This window comes from Paenarthrobacter sp. AR 02 (assembly GCF_021538675.1).
Classification (GTDB): Bacteria; Actinomycetota; Actinomycetes; order Actinomycetales; family Micrococcaceae; genus Arthrobacter.
This window is the reverse complement of sequence record NZ_JAJUKH010000002.1, coordinates 678,692-690,958: the sequence shown is the minus strand read 5'-3', so window position 1 is coordinate 690,958 and position 12,267 is coordinate 678,692. Positions and strand designations below refer to the sequence as shown.

At 62.9% G+C, this 12,267-nt stretch carries 13 protein-coding genes; 8 read left to right on the top strand and 5 right to left on the bottom strand.

The window, feature by feature from the left end; all coding sequences use genetic code 11:
* Together LRQ04_RS09280 and LRQ04_RS09275 are read left to right on the top strand one after the other, a co-directional pair.
* Positions 1-211 (top strand): HNH endonuclease (locus LRQ04_RS09280; RefSeq protein ID WP_235519704.1); only part of this gene is annotated, 211 nt, incomplete at its 5' end.
* Positions 212-442: 231 nt separating this feature from the next.
* Positions 443-1,315, top strand: coding sequence for an NAD(P)-dependent oxidoreductase (locus tag LRQ04_RS09275; RefSeq protein ID WP_235519703.1), 873 nt, complete (start codon positions 443-445; stop codon positions 1,313-1,315).
* A 94-nt stretch (positions 1,316-1,409) separates the two neighbouring features.
* On the opposite strand, the gene LRQ04_RS09270 is transcribed toward LRQ04_RS09275, so the two are convergent.
* Genes LRQ04_RS09270 through pdhA form a run of 3 tightly spaced genes read right to left on the bottom strand, consistent with a single transcriptional unit; the run spans position 1,410 to position 4,956 of the window.
* Positions 1,410-2,780 (bottom strand): dihydrolipoamide acetyltransferase family protein, encoded by a 1,371-nt coding sequence (locus LRQ04_RS09270; RefSeq protein WP_235519702.1) that lies wholly within the window; start codon positions 2,778-2,780, stop codon positions 1,410-1,412.
* The gene (locus tag LRQ04_RS09265) at positions 2,777-3,787 is read right to left on the bottom strand and encodes an alpha-ketoacid dehydrogenase subunit beta (RefSeq protein ID WP_235519701.1); all 1,011 of its coding nucleotides are present in this window, start codon (positions 3,785-3,787) and stop codon (positions 2,777-2,779) included. The genes LRQ04_RS09270 and LRQ04_RS09265 overlap by 4 nt, the downstream gene beginning before the upstream one ends.
* Entirely contained in the window at positions 3,787-4,956 is a 1,170-nt protein-coding gene (gene pdhA, locus LRQ04_RS09260) for a pyruvate dehydrogenase (acetyl-transferring) E1 component subunit alpha (RefSeq protein ID WP_235519700.1), read from the bottom strand. Before pdhA ends, LRQ04_RS09265 begins: the two co-directional genes overlap by 1 nt.
* A gap of 195 nt (positions 4,957-5,151) precedes the next feature.
* Here pdhA and LRQ04_RS09255 point away from each other — a divergent pair, with 195 nt between their 5' ends.
* From LRQ04_RS09255 to LRQ04_RS09235, 5 genes are all read left to right on the top strand, one after another.
* On the top strand, positions 5,152-5,622 hold the full coding sequence (locus LRQ04_RS09255) for an Lrp/AsnC family transcriptional regulator (protein ID WP_235519699.1): 471 nt from the start codon (positions 5,152-5,154) through the stop codon (positions 5,620-5,622).
* Positions 5,623-5,744: 122 nt separating this feature from the next.
* Positions 5,745-6,527: a hypothetical protein gene (locus LRQ04_RS09250; protein WP_235519698.1), complete on the top strand. Its 783-nt coding sequence runs from the start codon at positions 5,745-5,747 to the stop codon at positions 6,525-6,527.
* Positions 6,528-6,656: 129 nt separating this feature from the next.
* Positions 6,657-7,064 (top strand): DUF4383 domain-containing protein, encoded by a 408-nt coding sequence (locus tag LRQ04_RS09245; protein WP_235519697.1) that lies wholly within the window; start codon positions 6,657-6,659, stop codon positions 7,062-7,064.
* 27 nt (positions 7,065-7,091) lie between these two features.
* The gene (locus LRQ04_RS09240; protein WP_235519695.1) at positions 7,092-7,721 is read left to right on the top strand and encodes a hypothetical protein; all 630 of its coding nucleotides are present in this window, start codon (positions 7,092-7,094) and stop codon (positions 7,719-7,721) included.
* Between the two features lie 73 nt (positions 7,722-7,794).
* Positions 7,795-8,814: a PHP domain-containing protein gene (locus LRQ04_RS09235; RefSeq protein WP_235519693.1), complete on the top strand. Its 1,020-nt coding sequence runs from the start codon at positions 7,795-7,797 to the stop codon at positions 8,812-8,814.
* Between the two features lie 66 nt (positions 8,815-8,880).
* Here LRQ04_RS09235 and LRQ04_RS09230 read toward each other — a convergent pair whose 3' ends face one another.
* Complete coding sequence (locus LRQ04_RS09230; protein WP_235519752.1) at positions 8,881-10,488, bottom strand: cation acetate symporter; 1,608 nt, start codon at positions 10,486-10,488, stop codon at positions 8,881-8,883.
* 8 nt (positions 10,489-10,496) lie between these two features.
* Positions 10,497-10,877 (bottom strand): DUF485 domain-containing protein, encoded by a 381-nt coding sequence (locus LRQ04_RS09225; protein ID WP_235519692.1) that lies wholly within the window; start codon positions 10,875-10,877, stop codon positions 10,497-10,499.
* A gap of 180 nt (positions 10,878-11,057) precedes the next feature.
* Between LRQ04_RS09225 and LRQ04_RS09220 the strand changes: the two genes are divergently transcribed.
* A complete protein-coding gene (locus LRQ04_RS09220; RefSeq protein ID WP_235519690.1) occupies positions 11,058-12,251 on the top strand; it encodes a sensor histidine kinase in 1,194 nt (397 codons plus the stop codon).
* Positions 12,252-12,267 lie beyond the last annotated feature (16 nt).

The following is a 12,267-nucleotide window of genomic DNA, read 5'->3' as shown; positions in this document are numbered from 1 at the left end:
CGAAGCCCACCACATCACCTACTGGTCCCACGGCGGAACCACAGGAACAGAAAACGGAACCCTCCTCTGCTCCCACCACCACCACCTCATCCACAAAGAACAATGGACCATCACCAACACCAACGGCGTCCCCTGGTTCATCCCCCCACCCCACATCGACCCCCACCAAACACCCCGACGCAACCACCACCACACTCCACTCAGAACATGATGGATCCACTCAAAACAGAGGGATTCCACTCAAAACAGAGGGATCCGGTGTGCGGGGGGGCAGCCGAGGACAGGTACTTCCGCGCGCCGAGCCATATGCCTTGGGTCGTACCGGCCTTCCTAGGACTCCCAGGACCTGCCTGAGGGGCTGTGTTCGGCCGTCATTCCACCTACGCTGAAAACCGGACCCCTACCGAACAAAGCAGATTTAGCCACTAAGAAGGAGCAGACCATGAAGATTGCCGTCACGGGCGGAAGCGGAAAGCTGGGCAGGAGCGTGGTCCGGCGGCTGACGCAGGATGGCCACGAAGTCCTTAATATGGACAGAGCTGGCGCTCGTGGCCGCGGCTATGTCAATGTAGACCTCCGCAATTATGGACAGGTCGTTGACGTCATCATGGGCTTGGACGATCAACACAGCGGCTTGGACGCAATCGTCCACTTGGCCGCTATCCCGGCCCCAGGGCTGGCCCCGGATGCCGCGATATTCGAGAACAACATGGTCTCGACGTACAACGTCTTCCAAGCCGCTCGGAGAGCCGGAATCAAGAAGGTGGTCTACGCCTCAAGCGAGACGGTGCTTGGCCTGCCCTTTGACGTCGACCCACCCTACATTCCGGTCGATGAAGAGTATCCGGCGCGACCCGAAAGCACGTACTCCTTGGTCAAGCACCTCGAGGAGCAGATGGCCATCCAGCTCACACGCTGGGACCCGGAATTGAGCATTACCGCACTGCGCTTTTCCAACGTGATGGACCCCGAAGACTATGAAGCGTTCCCAGCCTTCGACTCCGATGCAACTCTGCGTAAATGGAACCTCTGGGGGTACATCGATGCCCGGGATGGTGCCCTTGCCGTGGTCCGGGCCCTGGAACATGCTCAGCCGGGCTTCGAGACCTTCATCATCGCCGCCTCAGATACCGTGATGAGCCGGAGCAGCGCTGAGCTTGCGGCGGAGGTCTTTCCCGGCGTCGAGGTTGTGAAGGAACTTGGCGAGCACGAGACGATGCTCTCCATCGATAAGGCCCACAGACTGTTGGGATTCGAACCCGAGCACAGTTGGCGTGACGTACACTCAAACCGGACCACACCCACCGAGGACTGAGGCGTCCCAGGACCGGACGCGCGACGGCCCACCCCTTGGCTGCAGTTTCCTGCAAGCACTCGTCAAGGGATGGGCCGGCGCAGCTTCAGGGGCTTTAGATCATGGTCATGACCATGGCCGGGTCGGACAGGATGGCACCGAGATCGGCAAGGAACCGTGAACCCTGTTCACCATCCACCAGACGATGGTCGAAGGAGAGGCTGAGCGACATGACTTGGCGGACCGCAAGTTCGTCGTTCACAACCCACGGAGCCTTCCGCACAGCGCCGAGGGCGACGATGGCGGCCTCACCTGGATTCAGAATGGGTGTTCCGGCATCGATACCGAACACACCTATGTTGGTGATGGAAATAGTCCCTCCGGAGAGATCCGACGGAGACGTCTTGCCGGCTCGCGCAGTGTCCGTCAGTTCAGTAAGCGCAGTGGAGAGCTCACGCAGTGTCAACCGGTCTGCGTCCTTGATGTTCGGGACAGTCAGGCCGCGGGGTGTCGCGGCGGCGATCCCCAAGTTCACGTAGTTGAACTGCACAATCTCCTGGCTGGCCTCATCCCAGCGCGAGTTCAGCGTGGGATTGTTCCGGAGCGCCACAAGCACGGCCTTGGCAGCGATGGTCAGCGGCGTCAGCTTGTAGCCCTCGAACGCTCTGTTGCCCTTGAGCCGTGCCAGCAGGTCCATCGTCGCCGTGACATCAACCGTGAGGAACTCGGTCACATGCGGCGCCGTGAAGGCGCTTTGCACCATCGCAGCAGCAGTGAACTTGCGAACGCCCTTGATGGGCGTCCGGGTTTCCCGCTCGCCCTGACCTGCGTGCGCCGGGATTGCTGCATTTCCGGCGATCTCTTCCGGAGTGCCAACAGTGCTGGTGACGTCACTGGTGAAGGCCTGGACATCGTCCCGGGTAATGAGTCCGCCCGGCCCCGTCCCGCTAACCGCCGACAGGTCCACTCCGAGGTCCCGCGCAAGCTTGCGGACAGGAGGAGTGGAGCGCGGACGTTCGCCAACCCCAGTCGCGGGGGCGGCTGGTGCTGGCGACGCCGTTGGGCTTGCTTGGGCCGCGCCGCGGGCGCGCCGGGTGGGGCGGCCGGTGTGTTCGACGACGGCTCCGTAACCCACCAGGTTCGGCTCGCGTTTCGTGGGGCTCGCCTCAGTGCCGGCAGGTTCCGTTGCGGTGCCACTGCCGCCGTTGCCACTGCCGCCGTTGGAGGGCCCGGCGTCGTCCACCTCGAAAGACACGATCGGCTTGCCGACTTCCACTACGGTGCCGGGCTGCTCGTGCAGCGCCGCGACCGTCCCAGCGAAAGGCGAAGGCAACTCCACCACAGCCTTGGCGGTTTCCACCTCCGCGATGACCTGGTTGAGCGTAACGGTGTCCCCCACGGCCACCTTCCAGCTCAGGATTTCCGATTCGGTCAGGCCTTCGCCCAAGTCCGGCAGCTTGAATTCCTTGATCATTGTGGCGGTCATCCTTCCAGTCCGCTCAGGGAGTTGGGGCGACCCAGGGCCCGGTCTACACCGTCGAGGATCCTGTCAAGGTCGGGCAAGTGGTGCATTTCGAGCTTCGAGTACGGGTACGGCACATCGAAACCGGTGATCCTCACCGGAGCTGACTCCAGGTAATGGAAGCAGCGCTCGGTGATGCTCGCAGCAATCTCTGCGCCGAGGCCACCGGACTGGCCGGCTTCATGCGTGATGACCAGGCGGCCCGTCTTGCGGACCGATGCCTCCACCACGGGATAGTCCACGGGAGCCAGGGAACGGAGGTCGATGACTTCCACGGAGATACCGTCGTCCGCGGCAGCCATGGCAGCGTCCTTGGCCGTCTTGACCAGAGGACCGTAAGCCACCAAGGTCACGTCCGATCCCCCGTTCACCACAGCCGCCTTGTCCAGGGGAAGCGCAGTGGAAAGGTCGATGGCCTCGTCCACATCACCCTTGTCGTGGTAGCGCCGCTTGGGCTCGAAGTAAAGGACGGGATCGTCCGAAGCGATGGCCTGCTGGATCATCGTGTAGGCGTCCTGCGGGTTGGACACTGCCACCACGCGCAGCCCGGAGGTGTGGGTGAAGTACGCCTCGGGCGATTCGGAGTGATGCTCCGGGGAGCCGATGCCACCGCCGAAGGGAACACGGATGGTGATGGGCATTTTCACCCGCCCCTGCGTGCGGTAGTGCATCTTTGCTACCTGGCTGACGATCTGGTCGAACGCGGGGTAGATGAAGCCGTCGAACTGGATCTCACACACCGGGCGGTAACCGCGGTAGGCCAAGCCAACCGCGGTCCCGATAATGCCTGACTCGGCAAGTGGGGAATCGATGACCCGGTGCTTTCCGAAGTCCTTCTGAAGCCCGTCGGTGACGCGGAAGACGCCACCCAGTGAGCCTATGTCCTCACCCATGAGGACCACCTTGGGGTCGTTTTCGAGGGACTTCCGGAGGCCTGCGTTGATGGCACGGGCAAAAGTGAGCTTGGACATCAGAGTGCACCTTCCTCGACGGACTCGTTGAAACTGTTCAGGTACCGCGAGTAGTGGTCTTTCTGTCGTTCTATCCAGGGATTGGGTGTGCTGTAGACGTGATTGAAAACGTCCAGTGGCTGCGGGTCGGCCATGCCGATGCAGCTGGAGCGAAGTTCCGCAGCTACAGCGTCAGCCTTCGCCTTGACGCGGGCCTCCACATCCTCGGTCAGCAGGCCCTTGGCTTCAAGGAGCTTTCGCAACCTGAGGATGGGGTCCTTGGCGGCCCAGTCCTCGAGCTCGATGGGGTCGCGATAGCGGGTAGGGTCATCGGCCGTGGTGTGCGGACCCATACGGTACGTCACCGCCTCGATGAAGGTGGGGCCGCCGCCGGATCGTGCGCGGTCCAAAGCGACGCGTGTTGCGGCCATGACAGCGAGGACGTCGTTGCCGTCGACCCGGATGCTCGGAATTCCGAACCCCGTGGGCCTGTCAGCCAACTGAACGTGCGACTGGAGCCGGACCGGCTCTGAAATGGCCCAGTGGTTGTTCTGGCAGAAGAACACCACGGGGGCTTGGTAGCTGGCGGCGAAGACCATGGCTTCGTTGACGTCGCCTTCGCTGGTGGCACCATCGCCGAAGTAGGCAAGGACGGCCGTGTTGGCGCCGTCCAGTTGGACTCCCATGGCGTAACCAGTGGCGTGCAGGCTCTGCGAACCGATGATGATCTGGGGTGTGGCCAGGTTGATGCGCTGGGGGTCCCACCCGTAGGAGGCGTTGCCCCGCCATACCCGGGCGATTTCGGAGAGGTGGGCTCCGCGCACGTAGGCCACACCGCTTTCGCGGTAGCTCGGAAAAACGAAGTCGTCGTCGCGCAACGATCGGCTCGAACCTATCTGGGACGCTTCCTGCCCGAGGAGCGGGGGCCACAGTGCGAGCTCCCCCTGCCGCTGGAGCGCGGTTGCCTCGGCATCTATGCGGCGGATGACTGTCATGTCCTCATACAAGGAGCACAAAGCCTCATCGCCAACATCCTTGACCCAGACATCGAATTCCGGATGGCTGATCCGCTCGCCGTCCGGAGAAACCAGCTGGAGCAGATCGCCGCCAGTCCTCAGGGGATTTTGTGCACTTTGTCCTGGGCCTGGAGTGTCGTTGTGCACTCCCTTGCCCGCCTGATCCGTCAACACAGGTGATCGCAACCTTCCGGCTCGTTTTTGTCGGCGCTGGCTGGACTTGTGGTCCTGCCGCAGACCGGCCCTCCGGCACCTTCGCCGGAGTTAATTGTGACCCTACTCACAAGTTACAAGGGGTACAACTACCCTCGCAGAAATTGAGCAATGTGCTCTGTTTGGGCTTTCCTGCCCGTGCTAATCTTGCGCATTATGCACCCTTTGGATGGCACTGATACCCGGCTCCTTTCCGCCATGGCGAAAGATCCCCGCGGGACCGTGGTGGCCCTGGCACAGAAGTTGGGGCTCTCCCGGAACACGGTCCAGGCCCGCATGGCCCAGCTGGAGAAGAAGCATGCGTTCCTCTCCTTCGAGAGGCGCATCAATCCGGTCGCGCTCGGCTACCCATTGACGGCGTTCATCACCGTCCATGTGCAACAGCAGAAGCTCGCGTCCCTTGCCCAGGACCTTGCCGACATCCCGGAAATCCTTGAAGGCTTCGGCCTGACGGGATCAGCAGACCTCCTGCTTCGGGTCGTCGCCTTGGACGCGGAAGACCTCTACCGCATCAACGGCAAGATCCTTGGTTGCGACGGAGTGGACCGGACCGATACTGCGCTGGCGATGCGAGAGATGATCCCCTACCGCGTTCAACCGTTGCTCGGGCGTCGTTCCGAGTCCTGACGGGCGGGTTGGCTGTACACCAAGTGCCGGATGCGCTTTGATTCAAGTGGACGAACCGGGGACCGTCCAGAGGTCCCCGGTCAGGTGGTGGCGTTGAAGAGGCTGCCGAAAGGGGCACTACCGTGAGCAACCCGCAAGAACCGAACCCTAACCAGCCTGGCCACGCGCAGCCGCCGGTTCCCCCGAACCCGGGCTACCCACCGCAGACCGGCGCTTCGCCGCAGTGGCAACAACCGCCGTCGTCCGCCCAACCGCCGCAGTGGCAACAGCCGCCGTCGTCCGCCCAACCGCCGCAGTGGCAACAGCCGCCGTCGTCCGCCCAGCCGCCAGGCAGCGTCCCACCGTACGCAGCACCCGGCCAACAGTATGGCCAAAACCCGTACCCACCGTACGCAGCACCCGGCCAGAACCACGGCCCGGTCCCGCCCGGCCAGTACCCCGGTCAGTACCCTGGCGGCCCATACGGCCAGTTGCCGCCCAAAAAGAGCCGAAAGGTCTTGTGGATCGTCCTTGGGATAGTTGCCGGCGTCATTGTCCTGGCCGTTGTTGGCATCCTGGTTCTCGTCAACCTTGTGGGCGACTCTACGTCCAAGGCACGGTCCCTCGCGGACGAGTTCACCACCCTCGTGGTGTCCGGCCAAACGGAGCAGGCCTACGACAACTACCTCAGCCAACCGCTGAAGGACGAGCTTGACAAGCAATCCTTCATTGACGGAATTGAAGGCCTGCGGTTGGACAGTTCCTGCAAGCCGGTCTACAACTCCGTTAACGTGAAATCCAACAACGGCAACAACACCGCCGACCTCGCAGGCAAGCTGCAATGCGACGGGAAGACCATCGACCTCCAGTACGTTTTCGAGGGCACCAAAGACCTCAAAATGAGCAGTATCCGGCTACGCCCCTAAACTGCCCAAAGTTTTTTCCCCCGCCACCCATCCGACACTGCACATGGTCCGAATCACTGCTTGAGAACCCCACTTGGGATTCAGCAGGACGGCCGGAGTTCTCCGGCCATCATCGGAAGGTTCGGACCAATGCGTACTTCGCCCAATCGCTTGATCGCCACCATCTTCGGAGCCGTCTACCTCCTGGTAGGCGTGCTCGGATTCTTTGTCACCTCGGGAATCGGCTTCTTCGCCACCGAGGGTGCCAACCTGATCATCTTCGCCGTGAACCCGCTTCACAACATCATCCACCTGGCCATCGGTGCCGCCCTGCTTTACTCAGGCATGAACAGTGTCACCCTGTCCAAGACGGTCAACACCACGGTTGGTGGGGTCTACCTGCTGGTAGGTATCGTCGGGCTCTTCCTCGTCGGCAGCTCACTGAACATCATCGCCCTCAACGGCGCTGACAACGTGCTGCACCTCGCGAGCGCCGTAGTCCTGCTCGGCGTTGCCCTCTCGCAGGACAAGGCCGTCGTAGCCTCCGCCCGCGCCTAAGCACAGCGCCACGTCACCCACGGGCTGATGACCGAACAGTTGATCACCGACTCCGGAGAGCGAGGAGCTACGACCATGGAGAACAAAAACCACCCCACGCTAAGCGCAGCGACGTTGTTGTTCGTTTATTTCGCCGCCATGGCTGCGGGAATGGTCGAGCTCTCCGTGGCCGCCGGCTACATCGCCGGAGCTGGAGCCACGGCACCGGGACTCATGGTCTCGGGTGTCGTGACTCTCCTGGCCGGCCTTGCCTTCCTGGCGTGGTCGCTGTGGGGACTGCACCGCAACTCCCTGGTCTTCGCCCGCTATGCGCTTCCGGCCTTGGCCGCAGCCGGTGTAGCGCACCTCGCCGTGGTGGCGAGCGGAATCAGCATCCAACGCTCTTTGGATGTGAGCCACTTTGCCGCCCTCGGCCTGACCCTGATGGCGCTCGCCGGAGCGGGCTGGCTGAGGCGGCAGCGCAAGACCAACGACGGCGGCACCCACGGCCAGCCAAGGACCGGGCGGCTTCTGGCAGCCGCGTTCGGAGCCGCCGTCGTTGTTGCAACAGTTGCAACTCCGGGACTGGCGGCGTCGATGGCGGGACAGCACGCCGTGCCACACGGAGAGCACAGCCAGGGCTCCAATCCCGCCCTGGAGCAGGGTCACCACCACTAGGTAGTGACCGGACCGGCGCACCATCGACACTGCCCACTGTTGATGGTGCGCTTGGTTCGTGGATCATGGAGCCATGGATCCCATCGAGGCGCTCGACGAAATTTCCTTTTGGCTCGAACGCAGCCAAGCACCCACCTTCAAGGTCCAGGCCTTCCGTAAAGCGGCCGACGCCGTCCGGCAGCTGGCGCCCGACGACCTCGCAAAGCTGGTCGGTGCCGGCAGGATCACCAGCCTTAAGGGCGTCGGCAACCGGAGCGCGGAAGTCATAACCCAGGCGCTGGAGGACAGGGTGCCGGAGTACCTGGCCGACCTGCGGGAGCGTGGCACCGAAGCCCTGGCCGCCGGCGGCGAAACACTTCGGGCCGCGTTGCGCGGCGATCTTCACAGTCACAGCAACTGGTCCGACGGCGGATCTCCCATCGAAGCCATGGTGGCGGCAGCACGCACTCTGGGCCGCGAATACCTGGCTCTCACGGACCACTCCCCCAACCTCACCATTGCCAACGGCCTGAGCATCGAACGTCTCGAAGACCAGTTGGGCCTGGTGGAAGACATCAATGCCTCACAGGACGGATTCCGCTTACTCAAGGGCATTGAGGTGGACATCCTGGAGGACGGAACCCTGGACCAGGCACCGCACATGCTGGACCGCCTGCACGTGGTGGTGGCAAGCGTCCATTCAAAGCTTCGCTCAGACAAGAAAACCATGACCGCAAGGATGCTCGGCGGCATCAGCGACCCACACACCAATGTCCTGGGCCACTGCACGGGACGGCTCGTCCAGGGATCCCGCGGCACCCGGCCTGAGTCCGAGTTCGATGCCGCCAAGGTATTCAGCGAGTGCGCAGAGTGGGGCGTGGCAGTGGAAATCAATTCCCGCCCCGAACGGCAGGACCCGCCGGACAACCTCATCAAAATGGCCCTCGACGCCGGGTGCCTGTTCAGCATCGACAGCGACGCGCACGCTCCCGGCCAGCTCGACTTCCTGCAGTATGGGGCTGCGCGAGCGGAAGCCCTGGGTGTACCGAAGGAACGGATCGTCACCACATGGCCGTTGGAACAACTGACTGAATGGCTCAGCCTCAAGAAGTGACCCCGCACTGAAGGGCCCCTCCTGTTGCGCCAGGAGGGGCCCTTCATGGTTACCGCGGGAGTGGACTTAGTGGTCCACCGCCTTCTCGGCTCCGATTCCGGTCAGCGAGCGCACCTCCATCTCTGCCTGCTTGGCCGGGTCTTCGCGCCGCTTGTCCAGCACCGTTCCGAGCCAGCCCAGGAAGAAGGCCAACGGGATGGAGACGATGCCCGGGTTGCTGAGCGGGAAGATCGCGAAGTTGGCGCCCTGGATCATGGAGGTCTTGGCACCCGAAACCACGGGTGAGAACGCGATGAGCAGGATTGCCGCGGCGAGGCCGCCATACATGCTCCATACGGCGCCTTGGGTGGTGAACTTCTTCCAGAACAGCGAGTAGACAATGGTGGGGAGGTTGGCTGATGCCGCGACCGCGAAGGCCAATGCCACCAGGAATGCCACGTTCTGGCCGTTGGCGAAGATGCCACCGAGGATGGCCAGGACGCCGATCACCACAACAGTGCGCCGGGCAACTTTCACCTCTGCAGTAGCGTCGGCTTTGCCCTTGGAAATAACGTTCGCGTAGATGTCGTGGGCGAAGGACGCGGCTGCGGTGATGGTCAGGCCGGCCACCACTGCCAGGATCGTGGCGAACGCGACAGCTGAGATGAAGCCCAGAAGCAGCGGACCGCCCAAGTGGAAGGCCAGCAGAGGTGCTGCAGAGTTGACGCCGCCGGGTGCCGACTTGATGGTTTCCGCGCCCACCAGGGCTGCTGCTCCGTAACCCAGCACCAGGGTGAAGAGGTAGAACAGGCCGATCAGCCAGATGGCCCACACCACGGACTTGCGCGCTTCTTTTGCGGTGGGAACGGTGTAGAAGCGCATAAGGACGTGCGGCAGGGCTGCTGTACCGAGGACCAAAGCCAGCCCCAGTGACATGAAGTCCAACTTGGACGTTTCGGTCTTGCCGTACTGCAGGCCGGGGTTAAGGACGGCCGGGTTGTTGGCAGCCTCTGCAGCCGATCCCAGCAGGCTGGAGAGGTTGAAGCCGTAGATCGCCAGCACCATGGCTGTCATGACTGCGGCGCCGGCGATCAGGAGGATCGCCTTGATGATCTGCACCCAGGTGGTGCCCTTCATGCCGCCGATGAGCACATACATGATCATCAACGCGCCGACGACGATAATCACCAGCGCTTGCCCGCCCCAGTCGCTGATCCCCAGCAGGAGCGATATCAGGCTGCCCGCGCCGGCCATTTGGGCCAGGAGGTAGAAGAAGCAGACCGCGAGGGTGGATAGCGCAGCCGCGATCCGGACAGGGCGTTGACGCAACCGGAAGGAGAGGACATCTGCCATGGTGAACTTGCCCGTGTTGCGGAGCAGTTCGGCCACCAGCAGCAGGGCCACGAGCCAGGCGACCAGGAAGCCGATGGAGTACAGGAAGCCGTCGTACCCGTTGATGGCGATTGCGCCGGTGATGCCAAGGAACGACGCCGCCGACAGGTAGTCGCCTGCGATGGCCGTTCCGTTTTGGGAGCCAGTGAAGGAGCGGCCGGCAGCGTAGTAGTCGGCGGCCGTCTTGTTGTTCCGGCTTGCCCGGAACACGATGACCATGGTGACTGCGACGAACAAGGCAAAGATCCCCATGTTCAACAGCGTGGTGTCCTTCAGGGCAGCGACCTCGACTGCCGGGACCATGGTGACGTTCACTTGGCCTCCCCTTGGATCATGTTTCCATCCTTATCGAACTGGTGGCCTTCGATCCCAATGCGGATCTCCGCAGCGATCGGGTCGAGCTTCCTGTTGGAGTAGCTCACGTACCAGGCCGTGATGCCAAACGTGGTGACGAACTGGAGCAGCCCCAGGATCAGGCCGACGTTGATGTTGCCCCAGACCTTTGTGGACATGAACTCGACGGCGTAGGCGGCCAGCAGGACGTACGCGAAGTACCACAGCAGGAATATGACGGCCATGGGGAAGACAAAGCTGCGATGCCGCTTGCGCAGTGTCCTGAACTGTTCCGTTTGTTGGACTTCCTGGAAGTCCACGGACGCCGCAGCGTCGTGGGGGTGGGCCTCATTACCCATTGGTTCCTCCTGGTTGTGATGTGCCCACATCAGCTCCACCCTCGGCGCTGATGTGACTGCAATCACTATCGAACGCGGCACGCGGTCTCTTCCAGTAGTGAGCCGTGCGGCGTCGCTCAACGGTCGCACCGCTGCGCCGAACGGCAGGATGCTGGCAAATTCATTGACTACGCTGGCTGTATGCCCGACTCTCCGCTTTTCAGCCTCGCCGCCATCGCTGTGATCGTGCTGGCCGTCGCCGTCGTCGTGGGTGTTGGCTTGAAGGTGATCCGATCGTTCCGCGACCTTGGCACCGACGCCGAGCGTGCCACGTACAACACGCTGCACGCCGCATCGAGGGCCGGGCAGCACCTTCGGGGCGGCCTCCAACCCGCGGGAGCAGCCAAGGCCAGTAAACAACTGCGGGTGCTGCTGGGTTGCGATGCCCTGGCCATCACGGATACTGACGCCGTCCTTGCATGGGACGGTGCCGGGGAAGAGCTCCGGCCGTCGCTGATGCGCCTCGCGGCTGACGTGCTGAGCACGGGCAGGACGGTGGTGGTCCCCCACGCACGCGATGCCGGCATCGAAAAACCGGGGCAGGACTTCAGCGCTGTCATTGCGCCTATCCGGGCCGGGTCCAGGGTGGTCGGAGCGGTGGCCGCCCTGGCACCCGCCGCAGGGGCAGGGTTGGTCCGCGCCACGAGCGAAGTGGCTGATTGGATTGCCGCCCAACTGGAACTCGCGGAACTCGAAGCGTCCCGGACCCTCCTGATGGAAGCAGAGGTCAGGGCGTTGAGGGCACAAATCAGCCCACATTTCATCTACAACTCACTGAACGCCATTGCCTCGTTCATCAACACCGATCCCGCCAGGGCCAGGGAACTCGTGGTGGAGTTCGCCGACTTCACCCGGTATTCATTCCGGCGGCACGGTGATTTCACCACGGTAGCGGAGGAACTGCGCTGCATCGACCGCTACTTGCTCCTGGAAAGGGCCCGGTTCGGCGAGCGGGTCCAGGTCAGCCTGCGGATTGCGCCGGAGGTACTGAGCACGGTCATCCCGTTCCTCAGCCTGCAGCCCCTGGTGGAAAATGCAGTGCGGCATGGCCTTGAAGCAAAGGAGGGCCCAGGCCACATCACTATCTGCGCCAATGACTCCGGAGCGTTCGCCGAAGTCACCATCGAGGACGACGGCGTTGGCATGGACCCCGAACATCTCAGGTCGGTACTGGCCGGGCACACGGATGGCGATCACGTGGGTTTGCGGAATGTGGATGCCCGGCTTCGGCAGGTTTACGGGGACGAACACGGTTTGGTTATCGAGACGGCACCCGGCGAAGGGACGCTGATCACCCTGCGTGTACCCAAGTCGCAACCGGGCCACGACGCCTGAACCGCGGACTAATCTA

Coding starts and splice junctions, on each gene's coding strand:
- LRQ04_RS09230 (WP_235519752.1), bottom strand. CDS start 10,488: ATGGTCCCGGCAGTCGAGGTCGCTGCCCTGAAGGACACCACGCTGTTG.
- LRQ04_RS09265 (WP_235519701.1), bottom strand. CDS start 3,787: ATGTCCAAGCTCACTTTTGCCCGTGCCATCAACGCAGGCCTCCGGAAG.
- LRQ04_RS09235 (WP_235519693.1), top strand. CDS start 7,795: ATGGATCCCATCGAGGCGCTCGACGAAATTTCCTTTTGGCTCGAACGC.
- LRQ04_RS09245 (WP_235519697.1), top strand. CDS start 6,657: ATGCGTACTTCGCCCAATCGCTTGATCGCCACCATCTTCGGAGCCGTC.
- LRQ04_RS09225 (WP_235519692.1), bottom strand. CDS start 10,877: ATGGGTAATGAGGCCCACCCCCACGACGCTGCGGCGTCCGTGGACTTC.
- LRQ04_RS09275 (WP_235519703.1), top strand. CDS start 443: ATGAAGATTGCCGTCACGGGCGGAAGCGGAAAGCTGGGCAGGAGCGTG.
- LRQ04_RS09255 (WP_235519699.1), top strand. CDS start 5,152: ATGCACCCTTTGGATGGCACTGATACCCGGCTCCTTTCCGCCATGGCG.
- LRQ04_RS09240 (WP_235519695.1), top strand. CDS start 7,092: ATGACCGAACAGTTGATCACCGACTCCGGAGAGCGAGGAGCTACGACC.
- LRQ04_RS09220 (WP_235519690.1), top strand. CDS start 11,058: ATGCCCGACTCTCCGCTTTTCAGCCTCGCCGCCATCGCTGTGATCGTG.
- LRQ04_RS09270 (WP_235519702.1), bottom strand. CDS start 2,780: ATGACCGCCACAATGATCAAGGAATTCAAGCTGCCGGACTTGGGCGAA.